The organism is Terrabacter koreensis (assembly GCF_054783315.1).
The window spans coordinates 788,865-807,084 of the sequence record NZ_BAAGQU010000005.1 but is presented as its reverse complement, the minus strand read 5'-3'; the positions used below and the strand labels follow the sequence as shown (position 1 = coordinate 807,084).

Annotated in this window: 16 protein-coding genes; 2 read left to right on the top strand and 14 right to left on the bottom strand. The window is 71.4% G+C overall.

Going from position 1 to position 18,220, the window contains the following annotated elements; genetic code table 11:
- Positions 1-4: 4 nt before the first annotated feature.
- The 12 genes from ACYVNR_RS16035 to ACYVNR_RS15980 all read right to left on the bottom strand — a co-directional run bounded on the left by ACYVNR_RS16035 (position 5) and on the right by ACYVNR_RS15980 (position 13,168).
- Positions 5-793, bottom strand: a complete 789-nt coding sequence (locus ACYVNR_RS16035) for an NADH-quinone oxidoreductase subunit J (protein WP_045186988.1) — start codon at positions 791-793, stop codon at positions 5-7.
- The gene (nuoI, locus tag ACYVNR_RS16030; RefSeq protein WP_458801423.1) at positions 790-1,626 is read right to left on the bottom strand and encodes an NADH-quinone oxidoreductase subunit NuoI; all 837 of its coding nucleotides are present in this window, start codon (positions 1,624-1,626) and stop codon (positions 790-792) included. The genes ACYVNR_RS16035 and nuoI overlap by 4 nt, the downstream gene beginning before the upstream one ends.
- Positions 1,619-3,028: an NADH-quinone oxidoreductase subunit NuoH gene (nuoH, locus tag ACYVNR_RS16025; protein WP_461049290.1), complete on the bottom strand. Its 1,410-nt coding sequence runs from the start codon at positions 3,026-3,028 to the stop codon at positions 1,619-1,621. Before nuoH ends, nuoI begins: the two co-directional genes overlap by 8 nt.
- Positions 3,025-5,478, bottom strand: a complete 2,454-nt coding sequence (locus ACYVNR_RS16020) for an NADH-quinone oxidoreductase subunit G (RefSeq protein WP_461049288.1) — start codon at positions 5,476-5,478, stop codon at positions 3,025-3,027. Before ACYVNR_RS16020 ends, nuoH begins: the two co-directional genes overlap by 4 nt.
- A complete protein-coding gene (gene nuoF, locus ACYVNR_RS16015; RefSeq protein WP_461049286.1) occupies positions 5,475-6,806 on the bottom strand; it encodes an NADH-quinone oxidoreductase subunit NuoF in 1,332 nt (443 codons plus the stop codon). The genes ACYVNR_RS16020 and nuoF overlap by 4 nt, the downstream gene beginning before the upstream one ends.
- Entirely contained in the window at positions 6,803-7,567 is a 765-nt protein-coding gene (nuoE, locus tag ACYVNR_RS16010; RefSeq protein WP_045186995.1) for an NADH-quinone oxidoreductase subunit NuoE, read from the bottom strand. The genes nuoF and nuoE overlap by 4 nt, the downstream gene beginning before the upstream one ends.
- Before the next feature lie 82 nt (positions 7,568-7,649).
- Positions 7,650-9,047: an NADH-quinone oxidoreductase subunit D gene (locus tag ACYVNR_RS16005; protein WP_458801417.1), complete on the bottom strand. Its 1,398-nt coding sequence runs from the start codon at positions 9,045-9,047 to the stop codon at positions 7,650-7,652.
- Positions 9,047-9,829, bottom strand: a complete 783-nt coding sequence (locus ACYVNR_RS16000) for an NADH-quinone oxidoreductase subunit C (RefSeq protein ID WP_461049283.1) — start codon at positions 9,827-9,829, stop codon at positions 9,047-9,049. Before ACYVNR_RS16000 ends, ACYVNR_RS16005 begins: the two co-directional genes overlap by 1 nt.
- Complete coding sequence (locus tag ACYVNR_RS15995; protein WP_045187000.1) at positions 9,826-10,380, bottom strand: NuoB/complex I 20 kDa subunit family protein; 555 nt, start codon at positions 10,378-10,380, stop codon at positions 9,826-9,828. The genes ACYVNR_RS16000 and ACYVNR_RS15995 overlap by 4 nt, the downstream gene beginning before the upstream one ends.
- A 78-nt stretch (positions 10,381-10,458) precedes the next feature.
- Positions 10,459-10,818 (bottom strand): NADH-quinone oxidoreductase subunit A, encoded by a 360-nt coding sequence (locus ACYVNR_RS15990; RefSeq protein WP_045187001.1) that lies wholly within the window; start codon positions 10,816-10,818, stop codon positions 10,459-10,461.
- 151 nt (positions 10,819-10,969) lie between these two features.
- On the bottom strand, positions 10,970-12,289 hold the full coding sequence (locus ACYVNR_RS15985; protein WP_461049280.1) for a geranylgeranyl reductase family protein: 1,320 nt from the start codon (positions 12,287-12,289) through the stop codon (positions 10,970-10,972).
- Between the two features lie 186 nt (positions 12,290-12,475).
- Positions 12,476-13,168 (bottom strand): demethylmenaquinone methyltransferase, encoded by a 693-nt coding sequence (locus ACYVNR_RS15980; RefSeq protein ID WP_461049278.1) that lies wholly within the window; start codon positions 13,166-13,168, stop codon positions 12,476-12,478.
- Between the two features lie 92 nt (positions 13,169-13,260).
- Between ACYVNR_RS15980 and ACYVNR_RS15975 the strand changes: the two genes are divergently transcribed.
- Both ACYVNR_RS15975 and menD read left to right on the top strand, forming a co-directional pair.
- Positions 13,261-14,556: an isochorismate synthase gene (locus tag ACYVNR_RS15975; protein WP_045187006.1), complete on the top strand. Its 1,296-nt coding sequence runs from the start codon at positions 13,261-13,263 to the stop codon at positions 14,554-14,556.
- 9 nt (positions 14,557-14,565) lie between these two features.
- Positions 14,566-16,368 carry a 2-succinyl-5-enolpyruvyl-6-hydroxy-3-cyclohexene-1-carboxylic-acid synthase gene (gene menD, locus ACYVNR_RS15970; protein WP_461049276.1) on the top strand — a complete coding sequence of 601 codons (1,803 nt, stop codon included), beginning with the start codon at positions 14,566-14,568 and terminating at the stop codon, positions 16,366-16,368.
- Between the two features lie 79 nt (positions 16,369-16,447).
- Here the strand turns inward: menD and ACYVNR_RS15965 are convergent, their stop codons facing one another.
- Positions 16,448-17,212, bottom strand: coding sequence for a 3-keto-5-aminohexanoate cleavage protein (locus tag ACYVNR_RS15965; protein WP_461049274.1), 765 nt, complete (start codon positions 17,210-17,212; stop codon positions 16,448-16,450).
- Positions 17,209-18,213 carry an o-succinylbenzoate synthase gene (locus ACYVNR_RS15960; protein ID WP_461049272.1) on the bottom strand — a complete coding sequence of 335 codons (1,005 nt, stop codon included), beginning with the start codon at positions 18,211-18,213 and terminating at the stop codon, positions 17,209-17,211. Before ACYVNR_RS15960 ends, ACYVNR_RS15965 begins: the two co-directional genes overlap by 4 nt.
- Positions 18,214-18,220: the final 7 nt, after the last annotated feature.

The window sequence follows — 18,220 nt, the reverse complement described above, 5'->3', positions numbered from 1 at the left end:
GGGCTCACTTGGACCCACCCTCCTCGATCTCGCGCGCCATGTGGCGCTCGACGTCCCGCAGGGCGTCGGTGGTCGCGACCTGGTCGCGCGCGACGAGGACGCGCGAGACGGACAGGTCGCTCGGCGTGCCGTCGGGCAGCAGCGCCGGGGTGTCGACCGCGTTGTGGCGGGCGTAGACGCCCGGGGCGGGCAGGCCGGCGACGTTCTTGTTGTCGCGCACGCGCTTGGCGGCCCACTCGGCCTGCGTGATGCGCGGGCTGAGCCGCTCGCGGTGGGCGAGCACCATCGCGCCGAGGGCTGCGGTGATGAGCAGCGCGGAGGTGACCTCGAAGATCCAGACGTACTGGCCGAAGATCAGCTCGGCGAGGCCGGTGACGTTGCCGGTCTCCTTGTTGGTGGCCACGAGCTTGTCCATGCCGGACTGCACGGTCGTCTCGTCGATGACCGCGGCACCGATGGCGAAGAACAGCACGCCGGCGAGGCCGATCACGAGCAGGAACGAGGCCCAGCGCTGTCCCTTGATCGTCTCGACGACCGAGTCGGACGAGTCGACGCCGACGAGCATCAGCACGAAGAGGAAGAGCATCATCACGGCGCCGGTGTAGACGAACACCTGGATGACGCCGAGGAAGTCGGCCTTCTGCATGATGTAGAAGATGCCGAGGATGCACATGACGAGCGCCATGCCGAGGGCGGCGTGGACCGCCTTCTTGGCGAAGAGCAAGCCCAGCGCGGCGATGACCGCGATCGGCGCGAGCACCCAGAAGCCGACGGCTTCGGCGGTGGAGGTCACGGGTTGGCCCCTTCCCGGGTCTGCGGCGCGGTCGGGTTCGACGAGTGCACGAGGTCGTGGGCGCCGGGCACCGCGGCAGCGGCGTTGCCCGGACGGCCGGCGGCGCCCGTGATCGACGGCGCGGTGCTGCCGTCGTCGTCGAGGCCGTCACCGTCGGAGGCGGCGGCGTCGCGGTCGTGGACGTACGCCTTCTGCGCGTCCGTGGGACCACTGACCTTGCCCTGGTAGTAGTCGCGCTCCTCGAGGCCGTCGGCCATCGGGAACGGCGGCGTGAGCATGCCGGTCTGCAGCGGGGCGAGCAGCTGGTCCTTGGTGAAGATCAGCTTGCCGCGGTCGTTGTCGGCGAGCTCGTAGAAGTTCGTCATCGTCAGCGCACGGGTGGGGCACGCCTCGATGCACAGGCCGCAGAAGATGCAGCGCAGGTAGTTGATCTGGTAGACGCGGCCGTAGCGCTCACCGGGGCTGAACCGACCGGCGCCACCGGGGGTGTCGTCGTTGTCGGCGCCCTCGACGAGGATCGCGTCGGCCGGGCAGGCCCATGCGCACAGCTCGCAGCCGACGCACTTCTCGAGGCCGTCCGGGTGACGGTTCAGCTGGTGGCGGCCGTGGAAGCGCGGCGCGGTCGGGCGCGGCTTCTCGGGGTACTCCTCGGTCGCGACCTTGCGGAACATCGTGCCGAAGGACACGCCGAAGCCGGCGACGGGGGCGAAGAGCTCGGACAGGAAGCCCTTCTCACGGTCGTCGGAGCCGGATCGCTGCGCGCGCGGCGCACCGACCTCGGAGCCCTTGGGCCCCGCTGGGGTGACGTCCTTGCCGACGGTGTCGTCAGCCATGGTCCTCCTCCTTGGCGAAAGTCGAGGTGGCGGAAGTCGTGCTGGCGGTCGAGAGGACCGGCTCGCGCGTCGCGCTGATGCGCGGCCCGGGCTCGGCAAGGCGCTGGCCGGGCAGCGGCGGCACCGGGTAGCCACCCTCGAAGGGGTCGATCTCCTCCGGCGGGGCCTCGTCCTCGGCGGCGGCCTTGGCGGCGCGCTTGTCGTCCCAGATCCAGGCCGCGGCGAGCGCGATGACGGCCACGATGCTCACGATGACGACGGTGGCCACGGACAGCTCCCGCCCGGCGAACGTCAGCTTGCTGTCACCGAGGAAGCCGAGCTGCGCGCCGCGGATGAAGGCGACGGCGACGACCCACGCGAGCGTGATCGGGATGAGGAACTTCCAGCCGAAGCGCATGAACTGGTCGTAGCGCACGCGCGGCAGCGAGCCGCGCAGCCAGACGAAGATGAACATGAAGACCCAGAGCTTGAGGGTGAACCACAGCAGGCCCCACCAGCCGCCGCCGAACATGTTGTCGTTGATCGCCGAGATGAGCGGCGGGGCCTGCGGGCCACCGAGGAACAGCGTGGTGGCCAGGGCCGAGACGGTGAACATGTTGACGTACTCGCCGAGGAAGAACATGGCGAAGCGCATCGAGGAGTACTCGGTGTGGAAGCCACCGGTGAGCTCGCCCTCACCCTCGGCGAGGTCGAACGGGAGACGGTTGGTCTCGCCGACCATCGTGATGACGTAGACGGCGAAGGAGAAGAACGCCGGAAGGATGTACCAGAGCGAGCTCTGCGCGGAGACGATCGCCGAGGTCGACATCGAGCCGCTGTAGAGGAAGATCGCGACGAGCGAGAGGCCCATGGCGATCTCGTAGCTGATGACCTGGGCGGTCGAGCGCAGGCCACCGAGCAGCGGGTAGGTGGAGCCGGAGCTCCAGCCGGCGAGGATGATGCCGTAGACGCCGACGGAGGCGACCGCGAGCACGAGCAGCACGGCGATCGGCACGTCGGTGACCTGCAGCGGCGTCTCGTGGCCGAACATCGACACGGTGCCGCCGAGCGGGATGATCGCGAACGACACGAAGGCCATCGTCGCGGCGATGAGCGGCGCCAGCGTGTAGATGAACTTCTCGGCGTTGGCCGGGGTGATGTCTTCCTTGAGCATCGACTTCATGCCGTCGGCGAGGGTCTGCAGCAGGCCGAAGGGCCCGTTGCGGTTGGGGCCGGGGCGCTGCTGCATGCGGCCGATGACGCGACGCTCGAACCAGATGACGAGCAGCGTCGAGAGCAGCAGGTAGACGAAGACGCCGACGGCCTTGATCAGGGCCACCCACCAGGGGGTGTCGCTGAAGTCGGCCGTGGGGTTCTCCATGGGCAGCGCGGCGGCCACCCCGTATGCCGTCACGAAGCTCATGCGGCACCACCCTTCGTGACGGTGACGCGTCCACCGGCATCGCTGCCGAGGCCCGCGCGCACGGAACAGATCTGGTCGGCCCCACGGGAGTTGGTCGGCAGCCACACGACGCCGTCGACCATGCCGACGGTGACGGCGGCGGGCAGCGTGACGCTACCGGCCGGACCGGTGACCGTGACGAGGTCGCCGTCGGCGACGCCGAGCCCGGCCGCGGAGGCCTCGGACAGTCGGGCGACGGCCAGCGGCGCGGTGCCGGCGAGGAACGGCTCGCCGTCCTGCATGCGGCCGGCGTCGAGGAGCGTCGCCCACGTCGACAGGACGAAATCGCCCTCGCCGTAGGGCGCCCCGGCGGCGCGCTGGCCGGCGGGTGCCGTCGTGGCTCGCGCACCGGTCCACGGCCCGAGGGCCACGAACTGGTCGCGGATCTCGCGCTGGGTGCGGGTCTCGAGGAAGAAGCCCATCTCGCTCGCGAGCATGTCGAGGGCGCGGTGGTCACTCACGGCGCCACTCTCGAGCGCCTCCTCGAAGGCGCGGACGCGGCCCTCCCAGTCGACGTAGCTGCCGGCCTTCTCCGCCTGGGCGGCGACCGGGAACACGACGTCGGCGACGGCGGTGACGGCCGACTCGCGCAGCTCGAGCGAGACGACGAACGCCTTCTCGAGGGCGGCAGCGGCAGCCGGCTCGCCGATGTCGGCGGGGTCGACGCCACCGACGACGAGCGCGTCGAGGTCACCCGTTGCGGCCGCGGCGAGGATGCCGGCCGTGTCGCGGGCCGCGGCCTGCGGCAGGTGGTCGACGTCCCACACGCGGGCGACGTCGGCCACGGCAGTGGCGTCGGAGACCGGGCGCCCGCCGGGCAGCAGGGCACCGAGCGCACCGGCCTCGAGCGCGCCGCGCTCCCCCGCCCGTCGCGGCACCCACGCGAGGCGGGCCCCGGTGGCGGCGGCGAGGTCGGCTGCGGCACGGAGCGCGCCGGGCGACGTCGCGAGACGCTCACCGACGAGCACGATGCCGCCGGTGCCGAGCGCTTCACGTGCCTTGGCGCCGACCTCGGTCGAGCCGAGGTCGCCGAGCACGGCCGCCTCGTTGCCAGGCACCGTCGGGATGAGCGTGCCGCCCAGCTTGGTCAGTCCGCGCGTCGGGTGCGACGAGACGGCATACACCTGCGTCTTGCGACGACGGAACGCCTTGCGCAGCCGCAGGAAGACGATCGGGCTCTCGTCCTCGGGCTCGAAGCCGACGAGCAGGACGGCGCCCGCCGCCTCGAGGTCGGCGTACGTGACGGCGCCACCCTCGGGGCCCGTCGCGGCGACGTGCTCGGCGAGGAAGGCGACCTCCTCGGCCGAGTGCGGCCGTGAGCGGAAGTCGACGTCGTTCGTGCCCAGCACGACACGGGCGAACTTGCCGTACGCGTACGCGTCCTCCGTGGTCACACGACCGCCGACGAGCACGCCCGCCTTCTTGCCGGCGAGACCCGCCGCGGCGGCGGCGAGGGCCTCGGGCCAGCCGACGACCTTGAGCCGGCCGTCGGTGTCGCGCACCATCGGCAGCTCGATGCGGTCGGGCAGCGTGGCGTACGTGAACGCCCAGCGGCCCTTGTCGCAGTTCCACTCCTCGTTGACCAGCTGGTCCTCGGCGGCCATGCGGCGCAGCACCACACCGCGGCGGTGGTCGGTGCGCATGGCGCAGCCGCTCGCGCAGTGCTCGCAGACCGACGGCGTCGACACGAGGTCGAAGGGGCGGCTGCGGAAGCGGTAGGCCGCACCGGTGAGGGCACCGACCGGGCAGATCTGCACGGTGTTGCCGGAGAAGTAGCTCTCGAAGGGCTTCTCCTCGTAGATGCCGATCTGCTGGAGCGCGCCGCGCTCGACGAGGGCGATGAACGGGTCACCGGCGACCTGGTCGGAGAAGCGGGTGCACCGCGCGCAGAGCACGCAGCGCTCGCGGTCGAGCAGGACCTGCGAGGAGATGTTGACCGGCTTCGGGTAGGTGCGCTTGACGTCCTCGAAGCGCGACACCGGACGACCGGCGCTCATCGCCTGGTTCTGCAGGGGGCACTCGCCGCCCTTGTCGCAGACCGGGCAGTCGAGCGGGTGGTTGATGAGCAGCAGCTCCATGACACCCTGCTGCGCCTTGTCGGCCACCGGTGAGGTGTTCTGCGTGTTGACGACCATGCCCTCGGACACCGTCATCGTGCACGAAGCCTGCGGCTTGGGCATCGGGCGGACGTTGCCCTCGCGGTCGGGCATCGCGACGTCGACGAGGCACTGGCGGCACGCCCCGACGGGGTCGAGCAGCGGGTGGTCGCAGAAGCGCGGGATCTCGATGCCGACCTGCTCGGCGGCCCGGATGACCAGCGTGCCCTTGGGGACGCTGACGGGCACGCCGTCGATCGTCAGGCTCACCTGGTCGGGCTTGGTCTCCGTGGGGGTGGAGGCGGTCGTCGTCATGCGGACACCATCCCGCTGGACTCCTTGGTCTGGACGGGGAAGAGGACCGAGTTTTCCGGCGGGAACAGCTCGTGGGCCGGCGTGTGCATGCCGGCCTCGAACTCCTCGCGGAAGTACTTGACGGCCGACGTGATCGGGCTCGTGGCCGCGTCGCCGAGGGCGCAGAAGCTGCGGCCGAGGATGTTGTCGCAGATGTCGACGAGCTTGTCGATGTCGTCCTGCGTGCCCTGGCCGTTCTCGATGCGGTCCATGATCTGGCGCAGCCACCACGTGCCCTCACGGCACGGGGTGCACTTGCCGCAGGACTCGTGGGCGTAGAAGTCGGTCCAGCGGGCGACGGCGCGCACGACCGAGACGGTCTCGTCGAAGACCTGCAGGGCACGCGTGCCGAGCATCGAGCCGGCCGCGGCGACCGAGTCGAAGTCGAGCGGCACGTCGAGGTGCTCGTCGGTGAAGATCGGCGTCGAGGAGCCACCCGGCGTCCAGAACTTCAGCTTCTTGCCGCCGCGCATGCCGCCCGCGAGCTCGATGAGCTCGCGCATCGTGATACCGAGCGGCGCCTCGAACTGGCCGGGGTTGGTGACGTGGCCCGAGAGGCTGAAGATGCCGAAGCCCGTGGACTTCTCGGTGCCCATGCCCTTGAACCAGTCGGCGCCCTCGAGGATGATCCCGGGCACCGAGGCGATGGACTCGACGTTGTTGACCGACGTGGGCCGGGCGTAGAGACCGGCCGCGCCGGGGAACGGGGGCTTGAGGCGCGGCTGGCCGCGACGGCCCTCGAGCGAGTCGAGCAGCGCGGTCTCCTCGCCGCAGATGTACGCGCCGGCGCCGGCGTGCACCGTGATGTCGACCTTGACGCCCTTGCCGCCGACGTTGTCGCCGAGGTAGCCCGCGGCACGGGCCTCCTCGACGGCGCGCAGCAGGCGGCGGTAGACGTGGACGACCTCACCGCGGAGGTAGATGAAGGCGTGCTCGCAGCCGATGGCGTACGAGGAGATGGCCACCCCCTCGATGAGCGAGTGCGGGTTGGCCATCATGAGCGGCACGTCCTTGCACGTGCCCGGCTCGGACTCGTCGGCGTTGACGACGAGGTAGCGCGGGCCGCCGTCGGGGGGGCTCATGAACGACCACTTCATGCCGGTCGGGAAGCCCGCACCGCCGCGGCCGCGGATGCTCGAGTCCTTGACGGCGTCGATGATCGCCTGCGGCTCCATGTCCAGCGCCTTCTCGAGGGCCTTGTAGCCGTCGTGGCGCTCGTAGGTCGCGAGGGTCCAGGACTGGGGGTCGTCCCAGAACTTGGTGAGGATCGGGGTCAGCGTGTCGGTCACTTCGAGCCCTTCCCGTCTGAGGTGGCGCCGGAGCCGTCGGAACGGCCGGAACCGTTGGAGCTCGGGGCGACCCAGCCGTTCTCGTTGGCGATCTTGAGGCCGAGCAGCGAGGCCGGCCCGGCGCCCACGCCCTCGTCGCCGCGTCCGTCGTGGAAGCCTGCGAGCACCCGCGAGACCTCCTTGAACGTGCAGACCTTCGCGGCGCCGCGCGTCGGGGCGACGTCCTTGCCGGCACGCAGGTCCTCGACGAGGCCGATCGTGCTCTCGGGCGTCTGGTTGTCGAAGAACTCCCAGTTGGCCATGACGACCGGCGCGTAGTCGCACGCGGCGTTGCACTCGACGCGCTCGAGGGTGATCTTGCCGTCCTCGGTCGTCTCGTCGTGACCGATGCCGAGGTGCTCGGAGACCCGGTCGAAGATCAGGTCGCCGCCCATGATCGCGCAGAGCGTGTTGGTGCAGACCCCGACGGTGTACTCACCGTTGGGGTGGCGCTTGTACTGGGTGTAGAACGTCGCGACGCCGCTGACCTCGGCCTCGGTGAGGTCGAGCACCTCGGCGCAGAAGCTCACGCCGCGGCCGGTGACGTAGCCGTCGACCGACTGCACGAGGTGCAGCAGCGGCAGCAGCGCCGAGCGCTTCTGCGGGTAGCGCGCGACCACCTCGGCGGCGTCGGCGTAGAGCTTCTCGAGGACGTCGGCGGCATACGGCGCCTTGGACTCGGGGCTGACGTGCAGGTGGCCTGAAGCGTCGTGACCGCTCATACGTGCTTGTCCTTTCGCGCGCCGACGTGCGTTCCGGTCCTCGCTCGCTGGCGCTCGCTGCGATCCTCGCGCACTACCGCGCTCATCGGTCCACACCTCCCATGACGGGGTCGATCGAGGCCACGGCGACGATGACGTCGGCGATCTGGCTGCCCTCGCACATGGCGGCCACGGCCTGCAGGTTGTTGAAGCTGGGGTCGCGGAAGTGCGCGCGGTAGGGGCGCGTGCCGCCGTCGGAGACGAGGTGGCAGCCGAGCTCGCCCTTGGGCGACTCCACCGCGACGTACGCCTGGCCCGGCGGGACCCGGAAACCCTCGGTGACGAGCTTGAAGTGGTGGATCAGCGACTCCATCGAGGTGCCCATGATCTCGCGGATGTGGTCGAGGCTGTTGCCGAGGCCGTCGCTGCCGAGCGCGAGCTGCGCCGGCCAGGCGATCTTCTTGTCCTCGACCATGACCGCGTTGTTGCCGCCCTCGTTCGCCTGGAGACGGTCGGTGGCCTGCTCGATGATGCGCAGCGACTGGTACATCTCGTCGATGCGGATGCGCAGACGGCCGTAGGCGTCCTGGCTCGTGCGGGTGACGACGTCGAAGTCGTACGTCTCGTAGCCGCAGTACGGGTCGAGCTTGCGCAGGTCGTGCGGCAGGCCGGTCGAGCGGAGCACCGGACCGGTGATGCCGAGCGCCATGCAGCCGGCGAGGCTGAGGACGCCGACATCGACGGTGCGGCCCTTGAGGATCGGGTTCTCGTTGAGCAGCGCCTCGAGCTCGCCCAGGCCGCGACGGACCTCGGGCACCATCTCGCGCAGCGCGTCGATCGAGCCCGGGGGCAGGTCGACGGCCACGCCACCGGGGCGGATGTAGGCGTTGTTCATGCGCAGGCCGGTCACCATCTCGATGACCCGCAGCAGTCGCTCGCGCTCGCGGAACGCGACGGTCATGACGGTCGTCGCGCCCATCTCCATGCCACCCGTGCCGAGGCAGATGAGGTGGCTGCTGATGCGCGTCATCTCCATCATGAGGACGCGGATGTCGTTGGCGCGCTGCGGGATCTGGTCGGTGATGCCGAGCAGCTTCTCGATGGCGAGGCAGTAGGCCGCCTCCTGGAACATCGGGGTCAGGTAGTCCATGCGCGTGCAGAACGTGACGCCCTGCACCCAGCTGCGGTACTCCATGTTCTTCTCGATGCCGGTGTGGAGGTAGCCGATGCCCGCGCGGGCCTCGGTCACCGTCTCGCCGTCGATCTCGAGGATGAGGCGGAGCACGCCGTGCGTCGACGGGTGCTGCGGCCCCATGTTGACGACGATGCGCTCCTCGTTGAGCGAGGTGGCCTCGTCGACGAGGTCGTTCCAGTCGCCGCCGGCGGCGTTGAAGACGTGCGCGCCCTCGCTGGCGGACTCGTCGGCCGCCGACGTGGCGTAGACGTCGTTGGCGCCCGGCTCGGGCACCTCGGTCTGGGTGAACTCGGTGTGCGTGCTCATCAGTTGTACGACCTCCGCTGGTCGGGCGGCGGGACGGTGGCGCCCTTGTACTCGACGGGGACGCCGCCGAGGGGGTAGTCCTTGCGCTGCGGGTGGCCCGGCCAGTCGTCGGGCATGAGGATGCGGGTCAGGGCCGGGTGGCCGTCGAACTCGATGCCGAACATGTCCCACGTCTCGCGCTCGTGCCAGTCGTTGGCCGGGTAGATCGAGACGATCGAGGGGATGTGGCGGTCGTCGTCGGGGCAGCTGACCTCGACGCGGACCCGCCGCCCGCCGTGGGTGATCGACAGGAAGTGGTAGACCGCGTGGAGCTCCTCGCCGGCGCGGTCGGGGTAGTGCACGCCGGAGACCCCGGTGCAGATCTCGAAGCGGAGCGACGCGTCGTCGCGCAGCACGCGGGCGACGGCCGGCAGGTGCTCGCGGCGCACGTGAAGCGTCATCTCGCCGCGGTCGACGACGACGCTCGCGATGGCTTCGGCGTACGAGGCGGTGCCACCGACGAGGCCGCGCTCGAGGTTGTCGGCGATCTCGTCGAAGTAGCCGCCGTAGGGCCGCTCGGCGGCGCCGGCGACGATGATCGGCCGCAGCAGCCCGGAGTAGCCGGTGGTGTCGGCGCCGCGGGTGGCCCCGAACATGCCGCGACGCATGCCGACGACGCGCGCCTGGCTGCCGGTGCCGGACTGGGCCAGCTCGACCTCACCGGGCGTGATGCCGGACGTCTGGTCCTTCGTGGTGTCGGCGTTGACCGCCGGCGTCGTGTCCTTCTTCTCCCCGTCGCTCATGCGAGCAGGCCCTTCATCTGGTGGGTCGGGGTCGCGGAGAGCGCCGCGGTCTCGGCGGCGCGGGCCGCCTCCTCGCGGTTGACACCGAGCGGCGAGGTCTCGATCTGGTGGTGCAGCTCGATGATCGCGTTGAGCAGCATCTGCGGCCGCGGCGGACAGCCGGGCAGGTAGATGTCGACCGGGATGATGTGGTCGACGCCCTGGACGATCGCGTAGTTGTTGAACATGCCGCCCGAGCTGGCGCAGACACCCATCGAGATGACCCACTTGGGGTTGGGCATCTGGTCGTAGACCTGGCGCACGACGGGGGCCATCTTCTGGCTGACGCGGCCGGCGACGATCATCAGGTCGGCCTGGCGCGGCGTCGCCGAGAAGCGCTCCATGCCGAAGCGGGCGATGTCGTAGTCGGGGGTGCCGACGGCCATCATCTCGATGGCGCAGCACGCGAGGCCGAAGGTGGCCGGCCAGATCGAGGCCTTGCGCATGTAGCCGGCGAGGCCCTCGACGGTCGAGAGCAGGAACCCGGCTGGGAGCTTCTCTTCGAGACCCATTGCTTACTCCTTACCTTTCCTGACGGACCCGGTGGACGCGTGCCCGCTGGTGCGGGCGCTCACGTGCGGCAACGGGCGTCAGTCCCACTCGAGGCCGCCGCGGCGCCAGACGTAGGCGTACGCGATGAAGACCGTGAGGATGAACAGGACCATCTCCACCAGCGCGAAGAGGCCCAGCTTGTTGAAGGCCACCGCGAACGGATAGAGGAAGATCGACTCGATGTCGAAGATGATGAAGAGCATCGCCGTCAGGTAGTACTTGATCGGCACGCGCCCACCGCCCGCCGCGTGGGGCGTCGGCTGGATGCCGCACTCGTAGGCCTCGAGCTTGGCGCGGTTGTAGCGCTTCGGGCCGACGACGAGCGAGGTGAAGACCGACAGCGCGGCGAACGCGAAGCCGAGCCCCAGCATGAACAGGATCGGGACGTAGGAGTTCATCCGAGGTCACGTGCCTTTCGGTCGTGCGAGACGTGCAGAGCAGGGGCGAACATGCGCGGCGCACCCATCCTAGGGGCGTCTGTGACGATTGTGCTCGGCGTCACAATGGGGGTGGCCACGGGGGTGCCGGTGGTGTCGGTGGCGAGGTGGTTCATGCGCTCGGCGCCAGCCTCGAGAGGGCGTGGATGATGCGGTCGCTCGCACCCTTGCCTGCCGGGTCGGCCAGGTTGGCCATGATCTTGAGCAGGAACGGCATGAGCCTGGTGCGCGGCAGGCCGTACTTCGTCGCGAGGCGCATGACCTCGGGGTTGCCGATCGCGTGTGCGAACCAGCGGCCGAGGGTGAAGTAGCCGCCGAGCTCGTCCTTCATGACCTTCGGGTATGCCGCGAGCACCCGCTCGCGCTCGGCGTCGCTGGGCCGCGCCATGGCCTGGGCGACGAGCTCGGCACCGACGCGGGCCGCCTCGAGGGCGTAGTCGATGCCCTCGCCGTTGAAGGGGTTGACCATGCCGCCGGAGTCGCCGACGAGCAGCAGGCCGTCGGCGTAGAGCGGCGTGCGGTTGAAGCCCATCGGCAGGGCCGCACCGCGGATCGGGCCGGCGGACTCGTCGTGCTCGAGCTGCCACTCGGGGTTGATGTCCTCGACCCAGCGGCGCATGACGTCCTTGTAGTCCGTCTTCTGGAAGGCGGCCGTGGTGTCGAGCGTGCCGAGGCCGACGTTGGTGCGGCCGTCCTCGAGCGGGAAGAGCCAGCCGTAGCCGGGCATGAGGATGCGGTTGCCGTTGTCGTCGCGGGTCCACAGCTCGAGGTGGCTCTCGAGGTAGTCGTCGCGCTTCGGCGTCGTGTAGTAGGCGCGCACGGCAACGCCCATGACGCGGTCCTCGCGCTTGGGTCGGCCGACGGCGGTGGCGAGGCGGCTGGAGACGCCGTCGCTGGCGACGACGACGGGCGCCCGGTAGGTGACGGTCTCACCGGTGGCTCGCCCGGAGTCGTCGAGGCGCTTGGCGATGACACCGGTGACGCGGCCGGCGGCGTCGCGCACCGGGGCGGTGACGCTCGTGCGCTCGTGCAGGCGGGCACCGCGCTTCTCGGCGTGCCGCGCCAGGGCCTCGTCGAGCTGGGCGCGGGTGCGCACCATGCCGTAGCCGGGGAAGGCGTCGGACTCGGGCCAGTCGAGCTGCAGCGTGTGGCCACCGCCCTTGATGCGCAGGCCCTTGGTGCGCTGCCAGCCGGTGGTGTCGACACCGAGGGAGATGAGCTCCTTGGTGGCGCGCGGGGTCAGGCCGTCGCCGCAGATCTTGTCGCGGGGGAACGCGGACTTCTCGAGGAGGACGACGTCGAGACCGTGGTCGGCGAGGTACGCGGCGGTGGCGCTGCCACCCGGGCCGGCACCGACGACGACGACGTCGGCCCGCTCGACGGGTGCACCGCCGCCCTCACCGGGGCTGGGCGCCTCGCTCGAACTGGTCATGTCTCCTGCACGCTTCCGAACCGCTTGTGAAGATCTTCACGAACTCTCGAGGGAGTCTATTCCCGCAATTTCGCCCTTGTCAGATAAGGCATGCCTAACAAGCCCCTCCGCTCCCCCTCGGGAGGCCACCTCCGGCAGCGGACGGAGAGGACGGCATACGCCCCTCGGCCCGGTCGGGAGACGCCGTCAGCGCTTCGTGCCGTGGTGCAGCGCGACGATGCCGCCCGTGAGGTTGGTCCAGCCGACCTGCTGCCAGCCGGCGCCCTCGATGATGCCGGCGAGCTCGCCCTGCGGGGGCCACGCGCGGATCGACTCGGCGAGGTAGACGTACGAGTCGGGGTTGCTCGACATGCGGCGGGCGACCGGCGGCAGCGCGCGCATCAGGTAGTTCGTGTAGACGGTGCGGAAGACCTTGTTGACCGGCTGGCTGAACTCGCAGACGAGCAGGCGCCCACCAGGCTTGGTCACCCGGAGGAACTCGCGCAGGGCCACCTCGGGGTCGGCGACGTTGCGCAGCCCGAAGCTCATCGTGACGACGTCGAAGCTCTCGTCGGCGAACGGCAGGCTCATCGCGTCGGCGGCGGTGAACGCCATGTCGGGACGACGGCGGCGGCCCACCCGCAGCATGCCGAGCGAGAAGTCCGCCGGCACGACCTCGATCTCCTCGTCGGCCCACGGCTCGCTCGAGGTGCCCGTGCCGGCGGCGATGTCGAGGATCCGCTCGCCCCGGCGCGCGGCGACGGCCTTGACGACGGCGCGGCGCCACAGCCGGTCCTGCCCGAGGGAGAGCACGTCGTTGGTCACGTCGTACTTCTCGGCGACGGTGTCGAACATCGACGCGACGTCGACCGGCTTCTTGTCCAGCTGCGCACGACTCATGCGCTCATCCTCGCACCGGCGCGTGTGCGTTCGGTCGCACGGGGCTGCCACGCGGCGGGGGCAGGGGTCGTTCGGCCGTAGAGTTGCAACCGATGTCCACGCTTCCCGCTCCCGAAGCGCCGTCCCCCACCGCGGGGCCGACGGTCGTCGTCCGCACCGTCCCGATCGAGGCCGCGGACCCCCTGCTCGCCTACCTGCCGGCCGACCACGCCCACGACGACCTCGTCTCGTGGGTGCGCCGTGGCGACGGGCTCGTCGGCTGGGGCACCGCGCTGACGTTCGAGGCCCACGGCGAGGGCCGCTTCCGCGAGGCCGAGGCGTGGTGGCGCGACGTCAGCCACCACGCCGTGGTGCGCGACGAGGTCGGGCGCCCGGGCACGGGCCTCGTCTGCTTCGGGTCGTTCCCCTTCGCCGACGACTCGGCCGAAGCGGCCCGGCTCGTCGTTCCCTCGACCATCGTCGGGCGCCGTGACGGGCAGACCTGGCTCACCACCGTCTCCCTCGACCCGCAGCTGACCCTCCTCGAGAAACCCTCTCTCGCAGACGATCCCGAGCCGCCCCGTGGGGTCGCCTTCGCCGACGGCTCGGTGTCCCCCGCCGACTACGCGCACGCCGTGGCCGAGGCCGTGGAGCGCATCGGGGCGGGCGAGGTCGACAAGGTGGTCCTCGCCCGTGACCTCGTCGCCACTGCGTCGGGACCTATCGACCCGCGATGGCTGCTGCGCCGCCTCGCCGAGCGCTACGAGAACACCTGGGTCTTCGCCGTGGCCGGGCTCGTCGGCGCGACGCCGGAGCTGCTCGTCCGCCGCGACCAGGGGCTCATCACCTCACGCGTGCTGGCCGGGACGATCCGCCGCACCGGCGACGACGACAAGGACACCGCCCTCGCCGGCTCGCTCGCCCGCTCGTCCAAGGACCTCGAGGAGCACGAGTACGCCGTCCGCTCCGTCGCCGAGGCCCTGGCCCCGCACTGCTCGTCGATGAACGTGCCCGAGGCCCCCTTCGTGCTGCACCTTCCCAACGTCATGCACCTCGCGACCGACGTCGCCGCGGTCAGCGCCGACGACGCCTCGTCGCTCACGCTCGCCGCGTCGCTGCACCCGTCGGCCGCCGTCGGCGGCACCCCGACCGTGCGGGCGGTCGAGCTCATCGCAGAGCTCGAGCACATGGACCGCGGCCGCTACGCCGGTCCGGTCGGCTGGATGGACGCCCACGGCGACGGAGCCTGGGGAATCGCCCTGCGCAGCGGCGCCTTCGCCCCGGGCGACCCGTCGCAGATCACCCTGTATGCCGGCTGCGGCATCGTCGCGGGGTCCGACCCCGAGTCCGAGGTGGCCGAGTCCAACGCCAAGCTCATCCCCATGCGCGACGCGCTCGCGAGCGACTGAACGGCCGCCGTGTCCGCCGCCCGCACGGCCTCCGAGCTCGCCCTCCGACTCGTCCAGTCCCTGTGGCTCTGCGGGGTCCGTGACGTCGTGCTCGCGCCGGGCTCGCGGTCCGCTCCCCTGGCCCTGACGCTCGACGCGGCCGACCGCGCCGGTGACGTGCGCCTGCACGTACGCGTGGACGAGCGTTCGGCTGCCTTCCTCGCCCTCGGCCTGACCACCGGTTCGCGCCGACCCGTCGCCGTCGTCACGACGTCGGGCACGGCCGTCGGCAACCTGCTGCCGGCCGTCATGGAGGCGCACCACACCGGCCGGCGGCTCGTGGTCGTCAGCGCAGACCGTCCCGACCGCCTGCGCGGGACGGGGGCCAACCAGACCACCCAGCAGGCGGGCCTCTTCGGGGTCTTCGCCGAGTGCGACGACCTGACCCCCGAGGTGTCGGACGCCGAGCTGGATGCCGCTGTCGCACGGGCCTGCTCGCGCCGCGGTCCGACGCAGCTGAACGTCCAGCTCGACGGCGACCTCCTGCCCCCGGACCCCGACCCGACCACCTGGTGGCACCGCCCTGACGACCTCGAGCACCGCAACGACTCCGCCGGGGCGGAGTTGCGGGCCGAAGCGGAGTCAGATCCGCGCAGCACGTCAACGGGGGCGGACCCTGCTTCGGCGTCGGGGGTCGACGTCGAGCCGTCGGTGTCGATCTCGACGGACGGCGAGGTGCTGCCCCTGGGGCCGCGCACCGTCGTCGTGGCGGGTGACGACGCAGGGCCCGCAGCCCGGATGCTCGCCGAGGCGGCCGGCTGGCCGATGTTCGCCGAGCCGACGTCGGGAGCACGCATCGGGCGGCAGGCGCTGCGCACCGGCCGGCTGCTCCTCACGACCGACCTCCGGGGCAGGATCGAGCGCGTCGTCGTCATCGGCCATCCGACCCTCTCCCGACCGGTCACGAGCCTCATCAGCGACCCAGCCCTCGAGGTGCTGGCCGTGCGAGGCCGCGACGGCGTGGCCACCGACCCGGGCAGGGTCGCCCGCGTGCTCGACGTGGTGCCGCGAGTCCAGGCCGCCGACGACACCGCCTGGTTCGACTCCTGGCACGACGCCGACGTCCGGCTCTCGGCGCTCATCGACGCCGGTCTGACTGCCGCGCAAGGAGATCCGCAGCGTGCACCGGGCCTCGACGTCGGCCTGTCGCCCCTCTCCGTCGCCGCAGTCGTCGCCTCCGCCGTCGAGGCCGACACCTCGCTCGTCGTCGGCTCGTCCAACGCCGTACGCGACCTCGACGTCATGGGGTCGCCCTGGCCACCGCTGCAGCACCGCTTCGTCGTGGGCAACCGCGGCCTGGCCGGCATCGACGGCACGGTGTCGACGGCGATCGGCATCGCGCTCGGCCGCCCGCGGGCCGCCCGCACCATCGCCTACCTCGGCGACCTGACCTTCCTGCACGACAGCAACGGCCTGCTCGTCGGCAGTGGTCAGCCGCGGCCCGACCTCACCTTCGTCGTCCTGAACGACGACGGCGGCGCCATCTTCAGCACGCTCGAGCAGGGCGACCCGCGCTACTCGAGCGCGTTCGAACGCGTCTTCGCAACGCCTCATGGCACCGACCTGGCAGCGCTCTGCGCGGCGCACCACACGGCATACGAACGTGTCGAAGACCTCGATCGGCTGGCCCGAGCGCTCGCCGAGTCACCGACCGGCATCAGGGTTCTCGAGGTGCCGGTGTCCCGGGCCGATCGCCGGGCAGAGGCGGCGTGGCTGCGGTCGCTCGCCCAGCAGGCCCTGTCGCGCGCGACGGGCGACGCCGAGCGATCCTGAGCGACGCCGAGCGACGCTGAGCGACGCTGAACGACGCTGGGCGACACTGGGCGACACTGGGCGAACCGTCGGTCTCGACTCAGCCGGGCGGGTCGGGCACCGGCCACTGGGACGGGGTGCTGGGCTCGGACGTCGCGGCGGCTCGCACGAGCTCGGCGTTGTCCCGGGCCTCCCGCCCGCTCGCCAGGTGCAGCGTGTCCTCGAGCCCGACGCGCACGTCGTAGCCGGCGGCCTGGGCCCAACGCAGCACCGGCCAGGTCCACCGCTCCTCGCCGTGGACGACGACCGGCACCGGCGACATCCCCAGCGCGGCGAGGATGCGCTCCGCGGCCCAGGGGCCGTCGGAGCCCGGGGTGACGCCGGGAATGAGCTCGACGAGCACCCGCTCAACCTGCCACGGCCAGTTCGTGGCGACGAAGAGGCTCGCAGCCTTCGGCGTCCAGATGCCGGCCTCGACGCCGGAACCGTTGTCGCGCAGGGCTTCTGCCACCTCGACGGCGGCTTCCTCGTGCCAGTTGACGCTCGCGCAGTCGGGACCTCCGAGGTCGGGCGTCGGCCACTCCGCGACGTGCGCCAGCTTGCGGCGGGCACTGTCGACGATGCCGTCCCGCGTCGACACGCTGACCCGCAGGCCGGGCGTCCGCGAACGGATGGCGACCACCGCGTCGACGACGTGCCGCGTCTCGAGGGTCTCCCGACCGGACTCGTCACGCGGGTGGACGTGGACCATGAAGGCGCCGGCGGCAGCCGCGTCGGCAGCCGCCAGCGCCAGCTCCTGGGGTGTCAGCGGCACCCCACGGTGCTGACGGCGGGTGCGGGAGCCGTTGAGGCAGGCCTTGATCACCGTGCGCTCCCCGCGGCGAGCAGCTCGGCGCACCGGGTGAGCCGGTCGCGCCACCACTGCTGGCGTGCCGGCGGCGCCGCCAGCTCCTCCAGCGCCACCGGGTCCGGCACCGGCCTGGTCACCACGAGGCGGCCGGCTGTGGGCCGCAACGCGTCCCGTGCGACGTCACGCTCGAAGAGGCTGACGGTGCCGAGGCCGCAAGCGTGGTCGAGCTGCGGCAGGGCGGCCGCGAGCGCGACGCCGGCCGCGATGCCGATGCTCGTGTCGAGGGCCGACGACACGACCGCGGGCAGGCCGCACGCCGCGACGACCTCGAGGGCGGCCTCGACGCCGCCCAACGGGGCCACCTTGACGACGACGAGGTCGGCCGCGCCGAGACGGGCGACCCGAACAGGGTCCTCGGCCTTGCGGATCGACTCGTCTGCAGCAATCGGGACGTCGATGCCGTTGCGCGCCAGAGTCTTTCGCAGACGAGCCAGCTCTTCGACGGTTGCGCAGGGCTGCTCGGCGTACTCGAGGTCGTAGGCCGCCAGCCTGGCAAGTGCGTCCGCGGCGCTGCTCTCGTCCCAGCCGCCGTTCGCGTCGACGCGGATGCGGGCGTCCGCGCCCATGACGTCCCGGACGGCCGCCACCCGGTCGACGTCGTCGTCGATGCCCTGACCACGCTCGGCGACCTTCACCTTGGCCGTCGTACAGCCGTCGAAGCGGGCGAGCACCTCGGCCACCCGGTCCGCCGGCACGGCAGGGACCGTCGCGTTGACGGGCACGACGTCGCGGACGGCCGCAGGCCACCCGGCATACGCGGCCTCGATGCCCGCAGCGAGCCAGCGAGCCGCCTCGTCGTCGGGGTACTCCGGGAAGGGCGCGAACTCGCCCCAGCCGCAGGGCCCCTCGAAGACGACCGCCTCGCGCACGTCGACACCGCGGAAGCGCACCCGCATCGGCAGGGCGACGACGTGGGCCGACGCGAGCAGGTCGGCGGCGCTGTGCGGGGGCGTCATGCCCCCA

What these genes read in the sequence shown, in the direction of transcription:
- nuoI (WP_458801423.1), bottom strand. Translation starts at nt 1,626, where the DNA reads ATGGCTGACGACACCGTCGGCAAGGACGTCACCCCAGCGGGGCCCAAG.
- nuoH (WP_461049290.1), bottom strand. Translation starts at nt 3,028, where the DNA reads ATGAGCTTCGTGACGGCATACGGGGTGGCCGCCGCGCTGCCCATGGAG.
- ACYVNR_RS16020 (WP_461049288.1), bottom strand. Translation starts at nt 5,478, where the DNA reads ATGACGACGACCGCCTCCACCCCCACGGAGACCAAGCCCGACCAGGTG.
- nuoE (WP_045186995.1), bottom strand. Translation starts at nt 7,567, where the DNA reads ATGAGCGGTCACGACGCTTCAGGCCACCTGCACGTCAGCCCCGAGTCC.
- ACYVNR_RS16005 (WP_458801417.1), bottom strand. Translation starts at nt 9,047, where the DNA reads ATGAGCACGCACACCGAGTTCACCCAGACCGAGGTGCCCGAGCCGGGC.
- ACYVNR_RS16000 (WP_461049283.1), bottom strand. Translation starts at nt 9,829, where the DNA reads ATGAGCGACGGGGAGAAGAAGGACACGACGCCGGCGGTCAACGCCGAC.
- ACYVNR_RS15995 (WP_045187000.1), bottom strand. Translation starts at nt 10,380, where the DNA reads ATGGGTCTCGAAGAGAAGCTCCCAGCCGGGTTCCTGCTCTCGACCGTC.
- ACYVNR_RS15990 (WP_045187001.1), bottom strand. Translation starts at nt 10,818, where the DNA reads ATGAACTCCTACGTCCCGATCCTGTTCATGCTGGGGCTCGGCTTCGCG.
- ACYVNR_RS15985 (WP_461049280.1), bottom strand. Translation starts at nt 12,289, where the DNA reads ATGACCAGTTCGAGCGAGGCGCCCAGCCCCGGTGAGGGCGGCGGTGCA.
- ACYVNR_RS15980 (WP_461049278.1), bottom strand. Translation starts at nt 13,168, where the DNA reads ATGAGTCGTGCGCAGCTGGACAAGAAGCCGGTCGACGTCGCGTCGATG.
- ACYVNR_RS15975 (WP_045187006.1), top strand. Translation starts at nt 13,261, where the DNA reads ATGTCCACGCTTCCCGCTCCCGAAGCGCCGTCCCCCACCGCGGGGCCG.
- ACYVNR_RS15960 (WP_461049272.1), bottom strand. Translation starts at nt 18,213, where the DNA reads ATGACGCCCCCGCACAGCGCCGCCGACCTGCTCGCGTCGGCCCACGTC.